Source organism: Verrucomicrobiota bacterium, assembly GCA_016200005.1.
Taxonomy (GTDB): domain Bacteria; phylum Verrucomicrobiota; class Verrucomicrobiia; order Limisphaerales; family PALSA-1396; genus PALSA-1396.
The window spans coordinates 119,971-139,154 of sequence record JACQFP010000047.1; the positions used below are offsets into that span (position 1 = coordinate 119,971).

The following is a 19,184-nucleotide window of genomic DNA, read 5'->3' on the forward strand; positions in this document are numbered from 1 at the left end:
CGTCATGCTCAAGCGGCGGATCAAAGTACTGCTTAAAGTTCTGCTGACACTGTTCGCTCTTATTTTTGTTTTCATGCTATTCGAGAGGCTGCGGGGTCAGATTTCTCTAGCAGGTTACAGACGCGAACTGGCTGCAATCGGCGAGAAATTGACGGCCAGGGATTTTCAATCCTCTTACTCCGAGACTGACAACGGCGCGCCAGCGGTCGCGGAATGGATTGAGCGGTTCAAGGATGGTCCAGTTCTCCCCAAGCATTATCCGCCCCGGATGAAATTGACGGTGTCCGGGCGCGCCATCATCGGTTATCGTGAAAGCGATTGGGTGGAGGACAAAGTAACCAACCATTGGGATCAGCTCGCTTCCGATCTGAAAACGAACGAGGCGACGCTGGCGGAAATCCGAAGCGCGTTGGCAAAGCCGGTTCTCAACAACCATCTTGATCTCGCACAAGGGATGAAGCTGCAATTCCCTCATTTGTGGCGTGGTAAGACGCTCACCTACTGGTTTGCCAGCGGCGCACAACTGGCGTTGCACGAAGACCGGTTGCACGATGCGTCCCGTGAATTGGTTTCCGAGATCAGCCTGCCCCGACTCATGGCGGAGGATCACACGGCGATCAGCGAGTTGGTGCGAATCGCCATCGCAGCCGTTGCCAAGACCGACACGTGGGAAGCATTGCAGGCGGACGGCTGGACGGATGAGGATTTGGTCCCACTGCAGAAAGCATGGGAGAGCCATGACTTCGCGGGAAGTATGGCCCGCAGTTTGGAAGGTGAACGAATTTTTTCCGACGCGACCTCCGAATTGTTGCGTGCGTCCAATGATGACACTTTCAATCTCCTATTCAGTGGTGATTCAAAACTGGCAGCGCTCTTTTTGGGAGCTGGCTTTGAAGATTCTTCATGGGAGAAGTTTCTGGAGAGTTTGCCCTACGGCGAGCAAATCGCCGACTTCGCTCGCAAACAAATCTATTGTCGGGTCTGGCGTTTCTCGTGGTCGCACCAGGAGCAACTTCGGAGCACGAAAAACCTACAAGCGCTGCTTGAACTGGGGCGAATCTGTGCGAAGAACAAATCCTACAAGGCCATCGAGAATGCTTTGGACCAACTGTCCTCCAATACCGAAGCAAAGAACTTTTACGAACAGTTGCGTTATCCCGGGCCTGACAGTGTTAGGACGCTTTCCAGAACGATCTTGAAGGCGATGCAAACCGAGACGGACCGCTCGCTCACCGTCTGCGCGGTCGTGCTCAAACGCTATTCGCTCCGCCACGGCAAATTGCCCACGACGCTCGACGTGCTCGTGCCGGAATTCATCTCGTCCGTGCCCGTTGACTACATGGATGGCAAACCGGTGAAATATCGGTTCAAACCGGACGGTACATTCACTCTCTACTCTGTTGGCGAAGACGGACGGGACGACGGCGGAGATTTAGCGTTGATGGACGGCAGGAAGAACACGCGATCCCTCTGGGCGCGGAAGGATTTTGTCTGGCCTTCACCCGCACTGCCGGAGGAAATCGAAACCTACCGCAAAGAAGCAGCCAAGAATTAACGCTTCGCCGCCACGATGCATCTGCCCCTTTCTTTCGGCCAAACGACTTTTCTTTCATCCGAGTTAAAATGTGTTATCGTGACACCAGCCAAAGACAGCCGACATTGATTTGAAAGCACTGATCGAGACAGCAACAAAACGAACCGAACGAGTCTTTCTCGTCGGCGTGGAACTTAAGACGCGCACCACTTGGGACACGCGCGATTCACTGGACGAACTTTCCGAACTCGCCTCCACCGCCGGCGGCGAAGTCGTCGGCGATGGCACGCAAAAACTGGAGTCGCCGTTTGCGGCCACGTTCATCGGCAGCGGCAAGGCGGACGAGTTCGCGCAACATTGCCGCCGGCATGACGTGGACACGGTGATTTTTGATGACGAGCTTTCGCCGGCCCAGGGCCGCAACCTGGAACGTGTGTTCAACTGCAAAGTGCTCGATCGCACCTCGCTCATCCTCGACATTTTTGCGCAGCGCGCGCGCACGCGGGAAGGCAAGTTGCAGATCGAACTGGCGCAACTCCAGCATCTGTTGCCCCGACTCACCCGATTCTGGGGTCACCTCTCGCGGCAGAAGGGCGGCATTGGGATGCGCGGTGACGGCGAAACCCAGTTGGAAACCGACCGTCGCCGTGTGCAGGATCGCATTTCAAAAATCGCGCGCGAACTCGAAGTGGTGCGCCGCCAGCGCGCGACGCAGCGGCATGGACGCCAGCGCAATCATTGGCCCCTGGCTTCGATTGTTGGCTACACGAACGCCGGCAAATCGACGTTGCTCAAGGCGCTCACCGGCGCGGCGGTTTTGGTGGAGGACAAACTGTTCGCCACGCTTGATCCGACGACACGACGTTTGCGCCTGCCGACGAACCAGAACGTCTTGTTGACCGACACGGTTGGTTTCATCCGCAAATTGCCGCACGATCTGGTGGAAGCATTCAAAGCAACGCTTGAAGAAGTTGTCCAGGCCGATCTGTTGTTGCACGTGGTGGACATTAGCCATCCACAGGCGGAGGAACAAATCGCGGCGGTAAACGCCGTGCTGGAAGAGATCGGCGCAACCGGCAAACCGACGCTGATGGTGTTCAACAAAATCGACAAACTACCGACTGCTGAACGTTTGAATAAATTCCTCGAACGTTTTCCCAGCGCCGCGGGCGTCTCAGCCAAAACCGGTGAGGCGGTTCCTTCACTGTTGGCGGAATTGGGCAGCCAGTTGCGGCCGGCGCGCGAGTTTGTGGAGTTGGCCGTGCCACATGAGGCGTCGGCGGTCATCGCGAGGTTGCACGCCGTGGCGCAGGTCGTGGAGCGCGAGTATGAAGGTGACACCGCGCGATTCAAGGCGCGCATTCCGCCGCATTTGCGCGAAGAATTCGCGCCCTACATCGTGTCCGAGGTCAACGGCTCGATTGTGGCACTCGAGTAGTTTTCTCCGTGCAATCCGCGGGTGGAGGTTGTAAGAAGCCAGCCAACATGAGCGCCGGCCAGCGGATCAAAGACCAACCTGCCAGCGAGCGACCGCGCGAACGTCTGGTCGAACACGGCCCCAACGCGCTGAGTCCCGCGGAGTTGGTCGCCATCCTGATTCGGACCGGGCTGAAAGGCACCAACGCCGTGGAAATCGGGAAACAGCTCATGACCAAGTACGAGACCCTGGCGGCGCTGGCCCAGGCTTCGCTCGAGGATTTGCAGCGCATCAAAGGTATCGGCCGCGATAAGGCCGTGACACTGGTGGCCGCGTTCACACTCGCGCAGCGCATGGCGAAGGAATTGCGCGGCGAATCACCCGTTTTGGACAACCCGGAACGGATCGCCGACCTGCTGCGCGAGGAGAACCGTTCCTATCAGGTGGAAAACTTCCAGGTGCTCCTGCTCAATACGCGGCGGAAATTGATCCGCATGGAAAAAATTTCCCAAGGAACGCTCGACACAATTCTGGTGCATCCCAGAGAAGTTTTTAAGCTGGCCATCGCCGCCAACGCCGCCGCCGTCGTGCTCGTGCACAATCATCCCAGTGGCGACCCGACACCGAGCGAGGCGGACATCAAAGTGACGCGCGATTTGATTCGCGCCGGGCAATTGTTGAAGATTGACGTGCTGGATCACGTCATCCTCGGTCGCCGCACTGAGGAGCGATCCAAGGATTACGCCTCGTTGCGGGAGCTGGGATATTTTTATTCGTGACAAGGAAAATACCCAAGGACACAAATACCCAAACACTCAAATACCCAAATACCCAAGACGAGATCGCGTGATGCCGGGTATTTGGGTGTTTGGGTAATTGGATACTTGGATTCTCCCGCTTGGCCCTTTAGATTTAACTCCGCGCATGATTCACGCCACAGCAATCATTCACCCGAAGGCGACGCTCGACCCGACCGCAAGCGCGGGGCCTTATGCCGTCATTGATGAACACGTCGTGCTGGGCGGCCATTGCGTTGTCGGGCCGCATGTGCACTTGACCGGCCACACCACCATCGGCGCGCACAATCAGTTTCACACCGGCTGCGTCATCGGCGATGCGCCGCAGGACTTGAAATACAACGGCGAACCGACGCGGTTGCGCATTGGCGATCACAATGTCTTTCGCGAGCACGCGACGGTGAACCGCTCCAACAAGTTGAAGGAGGAAACCCTCATCGGTTCGCACAATTTTCTGATGGCGAACAGTCACGTGGGTCACAACGTTTGTCTGGGGGACAACATCGTGCTGGCGAATGGCGCGTTGCTGGCCGGGCATGTGACCGTGGGCGACCGGGCGTTCATTTCAGGCAATTGTCTGGTGCACCAGTTCTGCCGTGTCGGAGAACTGGCCTTCATGCAGGGCGGGTCGGCCATCAGCATGGATTTGCCGCCGTTCACCGTCGCGAGCCGTTCCAACGACATGTGCGGGCTGAACACCGTGGGTCTGCGCCGGGCAGGTTTTACCGCGGAGGAGCGGCAGGAATTGAAGCAGCTTTACAACGCCTTGTTTCGGAGCGGGCGGAATTTGCGCGAGGCGCTGGCAGCGGCGGAAAAAGAATTTGCCAGCGCACCGGCGAAGGTCCTGCTGGAATTCATCGCGTCCTCCAAACGCGGCATTTGTTCCGACGTGGGCGGCCTTCGAGATTCGAATAACGAGGACGAACAGTGAAGCGTCTATTCTGATTTGAACTTTGACTAACAAACGTGGTCAAAGTATCGTTAGCCAATCAAATGTGTTACAGCGCCAAACAATCGTCTCCGCGGATTCACCTGATGGGGGTGGGGGTTGCCCTGGGTTGCCTCGCCGCGGCCACGGTTCTGGCCCAGCGCGGCCAGCCGATTGAGTTTTCCGCACCGCAAGATGTCACGGTGAGTTCCAATTTGAACCAACTGAGGCCGCAACCCGCCAATTTGCGACAGTTGGAGGAGGAGACGTCCAAGCCGTTCGAATCGCTTAATCCCGACAGCTCGCTTGGCCCGGTCATCACCACCCCGTTTCGACCGCCCCCGCGCCCGGCAGTGCGGAGCAAACGCGCCAAGGACCGCGAGGAATTGCTCAAGAACTGGGTGTTCATGAACCCGGACGATTTGACCAAGGGGCCGACGCCCGAGGAGATTTTCAAAGTCAAAGAGTATGAGAAGAATGGCCAGGAAAAGAAACCTCTGTCCGCGTTCGAAAGGTATAATCAGAATCCTGATCGCACGCAAGGTGGCGACAAAAAGAAAGACAAAGGCGACTCCGTCGCCGACAAGGAGAAGGACAAGTTCAACTCGTCGCGCTCCCATGACCGTCCCGAAACGTTGCAAGGTGACCTCAACAACCCCGAAAAGTTATCGCAAGGTTTTCTTCCTTCGGATTTGAGCGATAAAACTGAGATTCCTTCGACGACGCTCACGGGCACTCCTTTTCCAAGCCTGCTGAAGGACAGCTTTCAAACCAGCCGGGACACCGCCCGCGAGGCGCGGATGGAGGAGTTCAAACAATTGTTGGAGCCGCACACCGTTTCTTCCCCCATTTTGGGTTCATTGGATCCGTTGAATCAGCAGGTCGATGCCGCACGGGCCTTGCCCAACCCTGCAAGAAGTTTGGAAGGGTTGACGGCGCCAACCCAGCAGGATCCCTTCAATCCGATCCAGAGCGGGTTCAATCCGAGCACTGTCTTTCAGCCGGGTTTACTGCAGGATTTCAGTGCAAGACCGTTTGGACAATCAAGTCTGACGCCTGCGTTGCAGCCCAGCCCGACCCCGAAGGTGCAACCGCCGCAGCCAAACTTCACGTTCCCGACGCGCAAGTTCTAGTCGGCGTGCGCGGCCGTCATTCCCAGCGCATCACGCTCACCGTCGTTCCCGGAGCCAGAGTGGTGCTGGGTGGCACGTCCACCAGGCCGTTGGCGGCCGCCAGCGAACCGAGGCAGTGCGAAGCCTGCGTGCCGGCAGACCGGATGTTTCCCGCGTCATCGACCACGACCCGCATGAAATGCCGGCGCTCACCGCGGTTGGTCAATGTTTCAGCCAACACTCCGGGATGCGCGGGCAGATTCACATCGCGGGCGCCCTGCCAGCGCAACAAGGCCGGTCGCACTAACAACAGGAAAGTGACGAACGCAGAAACCGGATTGCCGGGCAGACCGAACAAAAGCTTCTCCTGACAGCGGCCAAAAACAAATGGCCGGCCCGGCCGGATCGCAACCTTCCAGAATTGCAGCTCGCCGCCCATCTGCTCAAAGGCGCGTTTGATAAAATCCATCTCCCCCACCGAAACACCGCCCGACGTGACCACGGCATCGCATTGGTTGAACGCCATTTCCAGCGCGCTGCGCGTGGCGGTCAAAGTGTCCGGGACAAGCGGAAACATTTTCGAAATTCCGCCTGCCCTCGATAGGAGTGTCGCCAGACCAACACGATTGCTCTCGTAAATCTGGCCGGGCGACAGGGTTTGCCGCGCTTCCCGCAATTCCGAACCGCTGGCCAGCAAGCCAACGTCCGGTCGGCGACCGACCTTCACTTGCGTCAACCCCACTGCCGCCAGCAGACTCACGCGCCCAGCCGTCAAACAATCTCCCGGCTGGCCGAGCATGGCGCCGCGCTGCACATCCTCGCCCCGCAAGCGAACGTTTTCCCACGGCTTCACCTGGTCAAGAAACAAAACCCCTTCCGGATCGTTGGCCTCGGTGCGAGTGTCCTCCTGCATCATCACGGCGTCCGTGCCAAGCGGCAGCCGCGAACCGGTGAACAGACGCACACACATTCCGGGTTGAACTTCACCGTCAAACACCGTGCCCGCCGCGACTCTACCGCAAAGTCGTAACCGGACGGGGCAATCGCTGTGGGCGGCGGCGACATCGCTGGCGCGGACAGCGTAGCCATCCATCGCTGAGTTGTCGAAGACCGGGAGATCAAGCGGCGAAAGGATTTGTTCGGCCAACACGCGCCCGTGCGCCTGCGCCAATGGAATTTTTTCCGGCTCCGGTGCCGGGAGGGCGGAGAGAATTCGCGTCAAAGCATTTTCAAGTTCGAGCATAACGACGATGGGGCTGAAGTTGGGAGTAGCCGGTGGAGCTCGCCCTGTGGAATAGTGGCGGTAGCTGCCGGGCGTGAGTTCGCATTTATTCCACAGGGCGAAGTGGCTTGGTTCAATGCGCGGCGGCGGTCAAGACCAGCACTTGCTCCAAAGTCGAAATGCCATCGCGTGCCCGTTCCAACGCCACCATGCGCAAGGTCCTCATACCTTCGCCGATGGCGACCTTGGCCAGGTCCGACGAATTGGCGTGCGCGATGATGAGCTTGCGGATTTGATCGGTCACCGTCATCGCTTCGATGATGGCCAGCCGTCCCGCATAGCCGGAATTCTTGCAACGCTCGCACCCCCGTCCGCGGAACAGGACAACTCCATCGAAGAGACTCGGATCAATGCTGAGGTCTTCGTACATTTTGGAAGGGTAAGTGACCGGTTCTTTGCAGTGCGAACAGATGCGCCGCATCAAGCGTTGCGCGGCGGCCAGGATTACGGAGGAGGATATAAGAAATGGCGCAATGCCCATGTCATCCAGACGGGCGATGGCGCCGGCGGCGTCGTTGCAGTGCATGGTGCTCAAGACCTGGTGGCCGGTGAGCGCCGCTTCGACGGCGATTTCAGCCGTCTCGGTATCACGAATCTCGCCGATCATCACGATGTCCGGGTCCTGTCGCAGAATGGAGCGGAGGGCATTGGCGAAGGTCAATCCGATTTCTTTTCGGACGGGCACCTGGTTGATGCCGGGAATTTGATATTCCACCGGGTCTTCGACGGTGACGATGTTGTATTCCGGGTTGTTGAGTTCATTGAGCGCCGAGTAAAGGGTGGTGGTCTTGCCGGAGCCGGTCGGACCCGTCACCAGGATCAGTCCATGCGGCGCATTCACGGCAGTCTTGAACTGTTGAAAGGTGTCGGGGTCCAAACCCAGCTTGTCGATGCTGGCGGAAAGACTGGTCTTGTCGAGCACGCGGAGCACGCATTTCTCGCCGTGCACGGTGGGCAGAAAGGAAACACGCAAGTCAAAATCCTTGCCCGCCACGCGCACGCGCATGCGACCGTCCTGGGGCAGACGGCGCTCAGCAATGTCAAGGTTGCTCATGATTTTGAGACGGGAGGTGAGGGCGACGGCCATTTTTGAAGGCGGGGGCGTCATGTCCACCAGTGAACCGTCGATGCGGTAGCGCAAGCGGACCATTTTTTCGAACGGTTCGATGTGGATATCGCTGGCGCGGTCTTTGATGGCTTGCACCAGAATGAGGTTGGCCAGTTTGATGACCGGCGCTTCCTCGCTGGAGGCGGCCAGTTGGTCGAGGTTGACTTCCTCGATCGTTTCCCGGGCCACTTCCAGATTATCGGCCTCGGCGTCCACGTCCGCCTTCTTCTGGGCGTCCTGGATGATGTCCTCCATGCTGCCGCCCTTGACGCTTTCCAGGTTGGTCAGCTTGTCGAGGATCGCCTTTTCCGAGGCGATCAGCGGTGTGATTTCCAGTTTGGTGATCCGCCGGACGTCGTCGATGGCCAGCACGTTCAACGGGTCGGCCATCGCCAGATACAATTTATTGTCCAGCCGCGAGACGGGCAGGACTTTGTGGCTGTGGGCCACGTCGCGGGGCAGCAGGTCCGCCACGTCCTGGGCAATGCCCATGCGCGCGAGGTTGACGGGCGGCGTATGCAACACCCGCCCCATGGAGACGGCCAGGTCCACCTCGCTGACGTACGCTTTTTCGACGACGAGTTTGAGCAGGCGGGTGCCTTCTTTCTTTTGTTGTTGCAACAACTCTTCCACCTGCTTGGGCGAGAGCAAACCGTCTTCCACCAGGGCGTCGGCGATTCGTTCTCCAAAAGATTTAAGCGGTGGCATGGTTCAAAAAAAAATTCTAACGGAAGATTCGTTGCAGGGTGTGCACGAGGTCAAAGGGCGGGGTCAAGTACCATAACAGCCGGTTGTGGGTCGCCTCCTGGAGTTCCTTGGCGGCCTGGCGATTGAACGGGTTGGCCGTGGCCACCAGCACGGACTTGCTCATGCGATCAAAGGGCAGCACACACCAGCGCTGGCAGGTCTCCGCCGGAAAACTGTGCGCCAATTCCATGTCGATCTCGTACTTGTCCAGCGGCAGAAAGGCCAGCCGCAGTTTGTCCGCCAGAATTTTCACACATTTGTTGGCGGCCATGATCCCCTTGGTTTCCAACACCTGGATGAAGGGCTCGATCACTCCGTTCGGCGGACTTGATAAATCCGCTTTGGCCCAGCACAGATCGAAATCGCCCGCGGAGATGAGCTTGCTCTCCACAAAAATCTTGTACATCTCCTGGCGGCCATCTTCGACCTCCAAGGACGCCGGTTTGGCGGAAGGTTTTTTGATGCGGTTGGTGCCCCCAGGCGCTTTGTTCAGCATCGTCGTGCCGCCCGGCGAAGTCTCGACGGCCAGCTTGTTGGCCTTGTTCTCGATTTCCTTCAAGGCGGCTTGCACATCCGGATCGCCCGGAAAACGTTGGAGGATGGTTTCGTACTCCAGAATGGCCGAGGAAAGCTGGCCCAATTGCACATAAGCCTGGGCAATCCGTTTGGAAGTGCTCGCCACATCCTGTTCCCGGCCCAGCTTGAAGTAGGCTTCCTTCAGGATTTCCAACGATTGATAATCCAGCGGCTGCGATTGAGTGATGACCTCAAACATCTCAATCGTCTGGCCCAACTGGGCTTCTTCACTGCTGGTCAATGTGCCGGCCATGACAATTTATTTCTTTCAACCATCCCGCCGCGCCCGGCCTCACGCCCGAGGAACACGGCCATTGAACTTTCGCCGCAAACTCGGAAACAATAATAGCGGGTTGTCTCTGCCAACGCAACCTTCCTTTTCCAAACCGCTCGAGCTGCGGAATTGCAATTCGCGTTCGGATTGAGGAGGCTCGGCTTGGACCGGGCCGGGAAGCCGGCCCACAGCATCAACCATGCATGAACTGTCGCCAATCATGATTCCCGCGGCGGGCGAACGATCCCAACGCTTCGTCGGCGACCGCGTCCGCTTCACGCTGCGCGACCGCGAAGGCCGACCGTTGCCCGCCGGCTGGTGCGCCCGGCTGCGCACCAATCTGGGCCGCGCCGAGGTGTTGCGCAGCGAAATCATCCAGGCCCACACGAAGAAACTGCCGCTCGCCGGCGGCTCCTGGCGCGACCTGCCGATGACGCAGCAGGAACAGGAATGGCAACTGGAACTGCCGCTGACCGAGGTCGGTTATTTCAAGGCCAAGGCTTACGCCGTTGATCCGCGCGGCTGGCAACACTGGCCCGGGGGTCCGGACGTCGGCCTTTCCGTTCAGCCGGACGCCTGCCGCACGGCCAACACGATTTACTGCGCCTTCTCGCGCATGTTTGGCGGCACCAAAAACTTTGTCACCACGCAGGACGAAAAACTGGAGGTGCAGTTCCGTCAGTTGGAGCGGCAAGGTTACACCGTCATTCCGCCTTCGGGAAAACTGCGCGACCTGCTTCAGCAACTTCCTCACATCGTCGATACCCTCGGCTGCCGCATTCTGCATCTGTTGCCGGTGAATCCCGCACCCACCACTTACGCCCGCTTCGGTCGATTCGGCAGTCCCTATGCCAGTCTGGATCTCACCGCCATTGATCCCGCGCTGGTGGTGTTTGACCGCCGCACGACGGGCGTCGATCAATTCCGCGAGTTGACCTACGCAGCCCATCTCAAAGGTGGGCGCGTGTTTCTGGACATCGTCATCAACCACACCGGTTGGGGCGCGACGCTGCAGGAAAAGCACCCCGATTGGTATCTGCGTGATGCCGCCGGCAATTTCGTCAGCCCGGGCGCCTGGGGCGTGGTGTGGGAGGACCTGGTGGAACTGGAACACCGGCACGTCGCGCTGTGGGACGAACTCGCGGAAGTTTTTTTGATCTGGTGCCGGCGCGGCGTGGATGGTTTTCGCTGCGATGCCGGCTACAAAGTTCCGGTACACGCCTGGCGCTACCTCATCGCCCGCGTGCGCCAGGAATTTCCGGAAACAATTTTTTTACTCGAAGGTCTCGGCGGCGCCTGGGAGACCACGGAGATTCTGCTGAGCGAGGGCGGCATGCAGTGGGCCTATTCCGAACTCTTTCAAAACCATTCCGGGCGCGAGGTGGCCCAGTATCTCGATCACAGCCTTCATCAAAGCGATCGGGTGGGTGCCCTCGTCCATTACAGCGAAACACACGACAATGACCGCCTCGCCGCGCGCAGCCGCGCTTGGTCGCTCCTCCGAAACCGCCTCTGCGCATTGACCAGCGTCAACGGCGGCTACGGCTTCACCTGCGGCGTCGAATGGCTCGCCACCGAAAAAATCAACGTCCATTCCTGTGGCGGTCTCGCGTGGGGCGGCCAAGATAACCTCGTCACCGAACTTGCCCGACTGAACAAACTGCTCGCCGATCATCCATGTTTCTTTGACGGCGCGAGACTGACGCGGCTCAGTCCCATTGACTCGCCCGTTTACGCCCTGTTGCGTGAATCGGCCGAAGGCAAAGACCGCGTGCTCGTGCTCGTCAACAACGACCTCGAGAATGAGCAAAAATTCTCTCTCGCTACGAATCTCCTCTCATCCAGCGAAGAGGTCACCCTCTCCCCCTCGCCCCGTGGAATAAACGCTTCGCGACCTCCGGCAGCTACCCTGGCTATTCCACGGGGCGACGAGGGGGAGAGGGACGGGGTGAGGGGGGAACGGCCTACCTACAAGTGTGATCTGCTCGGTCAATCTTTACCTGAACTGAAGCGAAGCCACGATGGCGCAATCCATTTCAACCTGAAACCCGGCGCGGCGTTTTGTCTCTCCGCCACTGATGGGCCGCAGGGCTTGAGCGGCGATGCCTACCGCAGGGCCAGAGCACAGGCCGCCTTTGCTCTCACTGCTTTGAGCCGTCTCTTCGCGGTGGAGGCGATTGGCCCTTGCGATTGGCGCTCGTTGGCGCAATGCGTCCATGCCAACCCCCGACAATTTCTGGCCTCCCTGTTTCATCTGGACCGCGCCTTGATGCGGGTTGACCTGCGCGCCGCGTTGCTAAAAGCCGGTGGCGAAAAACATTTTCCGAAAGTGGTGACCTGGACACCGCCCGACGCCCAACGCATCGTCCTCGTTCCGCCGGAACACTGGTTGCTGCTTCAAGATGCGGCGCCCTTTCGTGCCGCGTTGAATTTCAACGACGGCGGCCAATCACAACCTGCCCAGTCCATTCAAGTCCGGGATGGCCACGTCACTTGCTTCGCGCCGCGCCCGACCGCCGCCCACGCCGAACTTGTCCTTGAGCGCTTTGCAACTGGTGAGCCACACGTTGTGGCTGCTATTCGATACCTGTCGCCACTGCCAGATGTTGCGCGCACCGCACTGGCCACTCCGCATTCAGACGACCTCGTGCTGCTGACCAACGGCCTCGGCGGCATGGCGCGAATGTGCGTCGATCTTGGCTGCGTGAATTCCAAATACGATTGCGTGCTGGGCGCGAACCTTCATCCCACGCTGCCGGTTGACCGGCACATTTTCGTGAAGCGTGTGCGCGTCTGGGTCAACGCCGACGGCTTCATCACGCCGTTGAATGGCGAGAATCTTGTGGCCTTCGAGGCAGGTCCTCCTGCTGGCTGGCGTTTTGTGGCCAACGCTGGCGACGCTCGCAGTGTCGAAATCCATCTTCGCGCGAGCATGGTGCCTCAGCGCAACACCACGGTGTTGTGCTTCCAGCGACCTCCATCCGCGCCACCGCTCGGCAAGGATTTGCCGGCGCAATGCGATGTCCGGCTCACGGTCCGGTTCGATATTGAAGACCGAAATTTTCACACGGAGACCCACCGCAACGGCGGTGCGGACCATCACTTCACAACACACACCCATCCGCTTGACGACCAGACCGGTTTTGCCTTCACGCCAGCCATCGACCGTCAACTCCGCGTGTTCAGTGACGGCGGTCTTTACCACGCTGCCGAGGAATGGTCAGAAAACATTCCCCATCCGGTGGAACAATCGCGCGGGCAGACGGCCAGCGGCGACGCCTGGAGTCCCGGCTGGTTCGATTTACCAATCCCCAAAGGCGAATCGGTGACACTCGTGATCACCGCTGAGACTGACGAACCGGCCACGAACGAATTGCCGATTACCAATCACGAATCACCAGTCTCCCAGCCCGGCGACGCTTTCGCCCAACAGCTCGCGCGCGCGGCTCGCGCCTTTGTCGTCCGCCGCAACGGTGGCAAAACCGTGATCGCCGGTTATCCGTGGTTTCTCGATTGGGGACGAGATTCACTCATCTGCGCGCGCGGCCTGCTCGCCGCCGGCCTGATTGACGAGGTCACGCAATTGCTGGTCACCTTCGCGCGCTTCGAGGAGAACGGCACGCTGCCGAACACCCTCAACGGCGACAACGCATCCAACCGCGACACATCCGACGCGCCGTTGTGGTTTGGAATCGTCTGCGAGGAGACCGCCGCAGCCACAAACGCGACATTTTACGAGACGAAGGTGGACAAACGCGGACGGACCATCGCCGATGTGCTGCGCAGTATTGGCGTGAACTACAAAACCGGCACCCAGAACGGTATTCGAATGGATGCCGCTTCCGGCTTGATCTGGAGTCCCAGCCATTTCACGTGGATGGATACGAATTTTCCCGCCTGCACGCCGCGGGAAGGTTATCCGGTGGAAATTCAGGTGCTTTGGATTCGACTCTTGCGCCTGCTCGAACGGCTCCGTGTCAAGCCCGACGACGAGGCGTGGGGTGCCATCGCCGATCGTGCCGAAGCGTCCCTGCACAGTCTTTACTGGCTGGAGGATGGCGGTTACTTGGCTGATTCACTCGTTGCCAAGGCCGGGCAACCCGCCCGCTCCTCGCCACCGGACAATTCACTGCGGAGCAATTACCTGTTGGCGGTGAGTCTCGGCTTGGTCAATGGCGAACGGGCGCAACGTTGCGTCGATGCCGCATTGCGTCACCTCGTCGTGCCGGGAGCCTTGCGCTCACTGGCACCGCTGCCGGTTTCGCCACCGCTGCCCATCCACAGTCACGACGGCAAGTTGTTGAATAATCCCATCGAGCCGTATTGGGGCCGTTACGAAGGCGACGAAGACACCCGGCGCAAGCCGGCTTACCACAACGGCACCGCCTGGACGTGGACATTCCCGATTTTTTGTGAGGCGTTGGCGCGCGCATGGGATTTTTCACCGGCCGCCGTCGCCGCCACCAAAGCCTACCTCGGCAGCCTGGATCGGCTCATGGCCGAGGGTTGCCTCGGACACCTGCCCGAGATTCTCGATGGCGATGCGCCGCATCAACCGCGCGGTTGCGACGCGCAAGCCTGGGGCGTGACCGAAGCCTTGCGGGTTTGGAAATTGCTCAACGAGTTTCGGTAATCCTTCGTGGCCGCTGAACCGATTATTAACGAACGCTCACCCTACGATTCGGCCTGTGCTCGCGAAGCACGCGCGTCAAGTTGTCGTGCATGATGCGGCATAAATCGCTGGCGGGCCACCCGAGTTGAAAGAGAACGTCAATCGTTTGCGGAAACGAAACGTGTTCCAAGGCGGGACTGAAGTCTGAGCCCCAATACAATCGCTCCGGGCCAAAGTCATCATAAAGTTGCAAAAGAAAGGGACGGGCGCTGCGATGCGGATAGGCGTGCGACGGTTCGCTGAGGGCATACAAACCGGAAAGTTTCACGCCCACTTGCCGCAACTTCGCCAAGGACCGAAGCGGCTGCAAAATCTTCCGCGCCTCGCGCTGGGAAGGTGGCGCTGTGTAACGACCGGGCAATCCCAAATGGCTGATCAGCGTCGGGCATTGATCCAGCTTCGCCAGGAACGGCTTGAGCTGTGCGAGGGCTTCGGGCCGCGCATTGAAGCTGAGGATTTGCCGATGCTCATTGAGCCATTGCAACGCGGAGATCGACCAGCAGTTCAGCGGTTCCGCATCAGCCACGGTCAGGACGTACAGCGCGAGGCCGGCAAAACCCTGCCCAAGCCGCGCCTCAAGAAGTTTGACCGTCGGTGGGGATGTGACCGGCAGAAATGCTAGTGGGGTGATCCAGGGATGTTTTCTTGCCCAAGCCGCGAGGTCACGATTGTTGCCGCGAAACGCCGGCCGGCCCTCGTATCCAATCACCAGTCCGCTCTCGATACCATGCACCCGGCGGAATGTTTCGTAAAGTTGAAGTTCGTGTGGGTTCACCCAAGCCGCACCGTAACGTCCGGCATAGCCCTGGCGAAAAAGATGCAAATGCGCATCGGCTAGTTTCATCGGGAGCGGAGGACCTTGCGTCGCCGCCGACGTGAGGAGGCGGACGGGTGAGGAACCAAGGTAATCCGCCTCCGCACGCCGGCGGCTACGGTCGGGTTCAGGAAGAGCTTCAGCGTTTTGAGGAAGCGCTCCACGTCGTAAACCGTGTTGTAGCCGTGCAGCGAGATTCGCAACCGGCCCGCGTGGTGCATGACGTGAATATTGGCGCGTTCCAACGCGGCATGAATCGCGGCATTTTGCGGATGAACAAAGGCCACGATGCCAGAGCCGCCGCGTTGGGGCGGGGTCATCGGCCTCACACGCAATTCGCACAAGCCCTGCTGAAGTTGCGCCACCAGTGGATCAGCGTGACGCGCGATGTTCCCAACCCCAACCGCATTCACGTAACGCAGCGCGGCGTTCAATGCATAAATCGCCGCGAAGTTCGGCATGCCGACCGAAAAACTGGGCGCGCCTGGCTTGGGCGCGACTCGTTCGAAGCGGTCGGCTTCAAACGCGTTCAGCAGATGAAACCAGCCGCCGGCCCGGGTAGTGAGTTGTTCGGCACGTTTCCTGGGGATGCCGACGATACAACCGCCGTGGATGCCGAGCACCCATTTGTGTGTGCTCGAAATGAGGCAATCCGCATCCTGGCAATCCAGCACCACGCGCCCCAACGCTTGCGTGACATCTACTGAGATCAACGCGCGCGGCGCGCGGCTTCGCACCGCGTTTCGAAACGCGGCCCAGTCGAGACGATGGCCGTTGACAAAGCTCACGAGCGACGTCTGCGCGAGACGGGTTCGTTCATTCAGCAACGGCAGCAAGTCCTCGACGAGGAGCGCGCCATCGCGTGACTTCCAGACTTTCACTTTGCAATCGCGCGAAAGCCACGGCGTCGCGCCGGAAGGAAAATCCAGGTCGTTCACGACCACTTCGTGACGCGGCTGCAATTTCAGCGCAGTGGCCAGCAGGTTGTAGGCTTCGGCGCTGCTGGAACAGAACGAAACCTCGGAGGGCCGGCGATGAATCATGCGCGCGGCGATTTCGCGACACTCCTCCAAGCGCGCAAAGTGCGCGTCGCGCCCCTTCATGCCGTGCAGTTTGTCGCGCCAATAATCCTGCAACGCTTCGCCAACGCAGGCCGGCGGAATGCTTTCGGCGGCGGTGTTCAAGTAAGACTGTTTGTCCAGGCCGGGAAAATCCCGCGCGCGAGTTTCAGCAGTTAACATAAGATCGGTTCACGGTTCAGCGGTTTGAGACGACAGCGGCTATGAGTTGACAGCGCGCTTGGATTGCGCGGATTTCAAAAGCTCTTCCATCCAGCGCTGGACCTGCACGGCGTCCTCGAGCCGGCAACCGGCGGGAACGGGTGCGCCGTGACAGGCTGCGATGAACGAGCGCAGTTCTTCAGCCAACATTCCAGTCGGACGACCGTGGGTCGTTGAGATTTCGAGCGCGACCGGCCACGTGACTTTGTCCTCAGTCCAGGTCCAGTTCTGTGGATTGGTGTCCACCCGCGTATGATAAGATTCGCCAAATACTTCCAGCCAGTCGAATCCGTCGCCCGGTGAGCCGTCCGGCAAAATCCAGTGCGAATGAAACGTGGCCACGCGGCCATCGCTCCAGCGAAACGTGGCCCAGGCGTGATCCGCTTTCCCACCGGGATTCAGCGCGTCCAAGGCGTCGAAAGCTTCCGGTTCAGCGCCGCCGGCCATCTGCGCGGCCATGTAGAGATCGTGCACCATCGTCAAGGTGATCGGATGTTCCTCTGGAAAGAGTTTCACAATCCGGGCCGGACGATGACGGACAAAATGCGCCGAGCGGAAACCCCTACGCTGCACTCGCTCAATGAGCGGAGCGACGAGCGAATGAAACATGCAGATGTGCCCCGCCATGGCGACGCGGTCGGATTTGCGGCAAACGTCGGCCAGACTCCGCGCGTCGGCGAGGTTGCCGGCGAGCGGCTTCTCAATCAGAACATGCATTCCTGCGACCAGGGCTGCTTTCGCCATGGGCACGTGGGTCTCGGTGTTCGTCGCGATGATGAGGGCGTCCGCAACTTTTCTCTCAATCAATTCCTCGACCGCGCCGAAGACGTGCGAGACCCTGAGTTCGCGGGCCAAGTGTTCGGCTTTTGAACGCGTGCGATTCCCGAGCGCCACCAACTGGGCTTCGGGCAGTGCGTTGAGCGTTCTGGCGTGCAACGCTCCGAAGGCGCCCACGCCCATGACGGCAATCTTGATCGGCTCTTTCATTGGGAGCAGGTTGTCTGAGGTTGGAGTTCAAGCTTTAGCTTGCGGTCCGAGTGGCTTTCAGCAGCAGGGGGCAAGCTGAAGCTTGAACTCCAACGGGACTGGAATATCAAACATCTCATCTGCTCTTTGGGTTGCGTTTCTGACATGTTGAGTTCATCTGTCGTTCAGTGCGGTTGCGGACCGGGCGGCATCAGTCTCTGAGCAAGCCGCACATACGTGTCAGCGCCTGCTTCCAGTTCATCCACGGCAATGGATTCGTCGGCGGTGTGGGCGGCGGCAATGTCTCCCGGCCCAAGAATGATGCACGGGACGTCTTTCTCGGCGATCTTGCTCGCGTCGCACGAATAAAACACCACTTCCGATTCGCCCATGCCCACAACCGCGCACGCGTGACGAACCAACGCGCTGTTGGCGGACATTTCATAGCCGGCATCAATCACGCCCGGTGGTTCAAAAATCCATTCGATGTCCTTCACGTTGTTCAAGCGACTGCGGAGGGTGGATTCGATTTCGCGATGCGTTGCGTTTGCGTCCTGACCGGGAAGAAGTCGGACATCCACCTGGATGTGGCAATCTTCCGGGACAATATTGATTCCCGATCCGCCTTCAATCAAACCAATCGAGCCGGTGCTGCAACCGAAATCCGGATGGCGAATCTGCGCCAGGCGTTCTTGGAAAAAAGTTTCCAACTCCAGAATCGCGCGGGCCATGGCTACAATGGCGCTGCGTCCCTGTTCCGGTTTGGAACTGTGGGCGGCGCGTCCGTGTGCGCGAATCGAAAATCGCAAGCAACCCTTGCAGCCCCGCACGACGCGCAGCGAAGTCGGTTCACCGACCACGGCGAAGTCCGGCTGGTCGAGCTGCTCCATCAACGCCAGCGTGCCGCGAAACTTAAATTCCTCGTCCACGACGCAAGCCACCGTGAGCGTGCCTCTCCACGTCGCCAGCGCTTGGCGGAGCTGCCCCGCGGCCGCCAACATGCACGCCAGCGGCCCTTTCATGTCCGCCGCCCCGCGACCCCGGAGTCGTCCCGCACGCACGTCGCCGGCAAACGGCGGGATGCTCATGCCCGCCACGCCGACGGTGTCCGTGTGGCCGTTGAGCAGGAGATGCGGATGGTCGGCGCCGTTACGAAGTCGGAGGATGACGTTCGCGCGCTCCTCGAGCACCGGTTGGGTGCGCGTTTCAAAATCGTGTTCCTCTCCCCAGGACTGAATCCACGCGGCGACGTCCTTTTCCGCGCGGCTTGCGGGATCGTAATTCGGATTCACGCTGGGAATCCGGACCAGCGCCTGCGCGATTTCGAGTGGCGTCGTGGGTTTCATGGCTTGGAGCGCAGCTGAGAATTCCACCGTGAACTTCGTAGCGCAACCGTCCCGGTTGCGAGTTCGGGCGGCGTCTCGCCGCTCGAAGGAATACGGGGCGGGACGCCCCGTGAACTCGCAGGCGAGGACGCCTGCGCTACGTCACGGGCCGGGTTCTGAAAGAAGCTCTTCATTCCTTCGCTTTCGCAGGCGGCTTTCGCGATTCGAGAGTGCGGGCCAATTGGCCGATTTCCTTCCAGGCTTTGATCCCGATGTAAAACAACAGGAAGCCGTACCAGGCGATCGAGCCAAAGATTATTGCCGTCCAAAAGACGATCCACAATTGTGTCAT

The 19,184-nt window shown here is 59.5% G+C and carries 14 protein-coding genes; 6 read left to right on the top strand and 8 right to left on the bottom strand.

Annotated features, from left to right (window positions below):
• Positions 1–4 precede the first annotated feature (4 nt).
• The 5 genes from HY298_16990 to HY298_17010 all read left to right on the top strand — a co-directional run bounded on the left by HY298_16990 (position 5) and on the right by HY298_17010 (position 5,809).
• Positions 5–1,555 (top strand): hypothetical protein, encoded by a 1,551-nt coding sequence (locus HY298_16990; GenBank protein MBI3851955.1) that lies wholly within the window; start codon positions 5–7, stop codon positions 1,553–1,555.
• 121 nt (positions 1,556–1,676) lie between these two features.
• The gene (gene hflX / locus HY298_16995; GenBank protein ID MBI3851956.1) at positions 1,677–2,972 is read left to right on the top strand and encodes a GTPase HflX; all 1,296 of its coding nucleotides are present in this window, start codon (positions 1,677–1,679) and stop codon (positions 2,970–2,972) included.
• 47 nt (positions 2,973–3,019) lie between these two features.
• Positions 3,020–3,730: a DNA repair protein RadC gene (radC, locus tag HY298_17000; protein MBI3851957.1), complete on the top strand. Its 711-nt coding sequence runs from the start codon at positions 3,020–3,022 to the stop codon at positions 3,728–3,730.
• Positions 3,731–3,875: 145 nt separating this feature from the next.
• Positions 3,876–4,679: an acyl-ACP--UDP-N-acetylglucosamine O-acyltransferase gene (lpxA, locus tag HY298_17005; protein MBI3851958.1), complete on the top strand. Its 804-nt coding sequence runs from the start codon at positions 3,876–3,878 to the stop codon at positions 4,677–4,679.
• Positions 4,680–4,741: 62 nt separating this feature from the next.
• Positions 4,742–5,809, top strand: coding sequence for a hypothetical protein (locus tag HY298_17010; protein ID MBI3851959.1), 1,068 nt, complete (start codon positions 4,742–4,744; stop codon positions 5,807–5,809).
• Positions 5,810–5,825: 16 nt separating this feature from the next.
• Here HY298_17010 and HY298_17015 read toward each other — a convergent pair whose 3' ends face one another.
• From HY298_17015 to HY298_17025, 3 genes are all read right to left on the bottom strand, one after another.
• Positions 5,826–7,031 carry a molybdopterin molybdotransferase MoeA gene (locus HY298_17015; GenBank protein ID MBI3851960.1) on the bottom strand — a complete coding sequence of 402 codons (1,206 nt, stop codon included), beginning with the start codon at positions 7,029–7,031 and terminating at the stop codon, positions 5,826–5,828.
• A 112-nt stretch (positions 7,032–7,143) separates the two neighbouring features.
• Positions 7,144–8,886, bottom strand: a complete 1,743-nt coding sequence (tadA, locus tag HY298_17020; protein ID MBI3851961.1) for a Flp pilus assembly complex ATPase component TadA — start codon at positions 8,884–8,886, stop codon at positions 7,144–7,146.
• 16 nt (positions 8,887–8,902) lie between these two features.
• The gene (locus HY298_17025; protein MBI3851962.1) at positions 8,903–9,754 is read right to left on the bottom strand and encodes a hypothetical protein; all 852 of its coding nucleotides are present in this window, start codon (positions 9,752–9,754) and stop codon (positions 8,903–8,905) included.
• A 1,720-nt stretch (positions 9,755–11,474) separates the two neighbouring features.
• Between HY298_17025 and HY298_17030 the strand changes: the two genes are divergently transcribed.
• Positions 11,475–14,408 (top strand): glycogen debranching enzyme family protein, encoded by a 2,934-nt coding sequence (locus HY298_17030; protein ID MBI3851963.1) that lies wholly within the window; start codon positions 11,475–11,477, stop codon positions 14,406–14,408.
• Between the two features lie 25 nt (positions 14,409–14,433).
• Here the strand turns inward: HY298_17030 and HY298_17035 are convergent, their stop codons facing one another.
• The 5 genes from HY298_17035 to HY298_17055 form a co-directional block, all read right to left on the bottom strand.
• A complete protein-coding gene (locus tag HY298_17035; GenBank protein MBI3851964.1) occupies positions 14,434–15,291 on the bottom strand; it encodes an amidohydrolase family protein in 858 nt (285 codons plus the stop codon).
• Positions 15,288–16,502, bottom strand: coding sequence for an aminotransferase class V-fold PLP-dependent enzyme (locus HY298_17040; GenBank protein MBI3851965.1), 1,215 nt, complete (start codon positions 16,500–16,502; stop codon positions 15,288–15,290). The genes HY298_17035 and HY298_17040 overlap by 4 nt, the downstream gene beginning before the upstream one ends.
• A gap of 39 nt (positions 16,503–16,541) precedes the next feature.
• Entirely contained in the window at positions 16,542–17,528 is a 987-nt protein-coding gene (locus tag HY298_17045) for a Gfo/Idh/MocA family oxidoreductase (protein ID MBI3851966.1), read from the bottom strand.
• Between the two features lie 164 nt (positions 17,529–17,692).
• The gene (locus HY298_17050) at positions 17,693–18,853 is read right to left on the bottom strand and encodes a M20 family metallopeptidase (protein ID MBI3851967.1); all 1,161 of its coding nucleotides are present in this window, start codon (positions 18,851–18,853) and stop codon (positions 17,693–17,695) included.
• A gap of 169 nt (positions 18,854–19,022) precedes the next feature.
• Complete coding sequence (locus HY298_17055; GenBank protein ID MBI3851968.1) at positions 19,023–19,184, bottom strand: hypothetical protein; 162 nt, start codon at positions 19,182–19,184, stop codon at positions 19,023–19,025.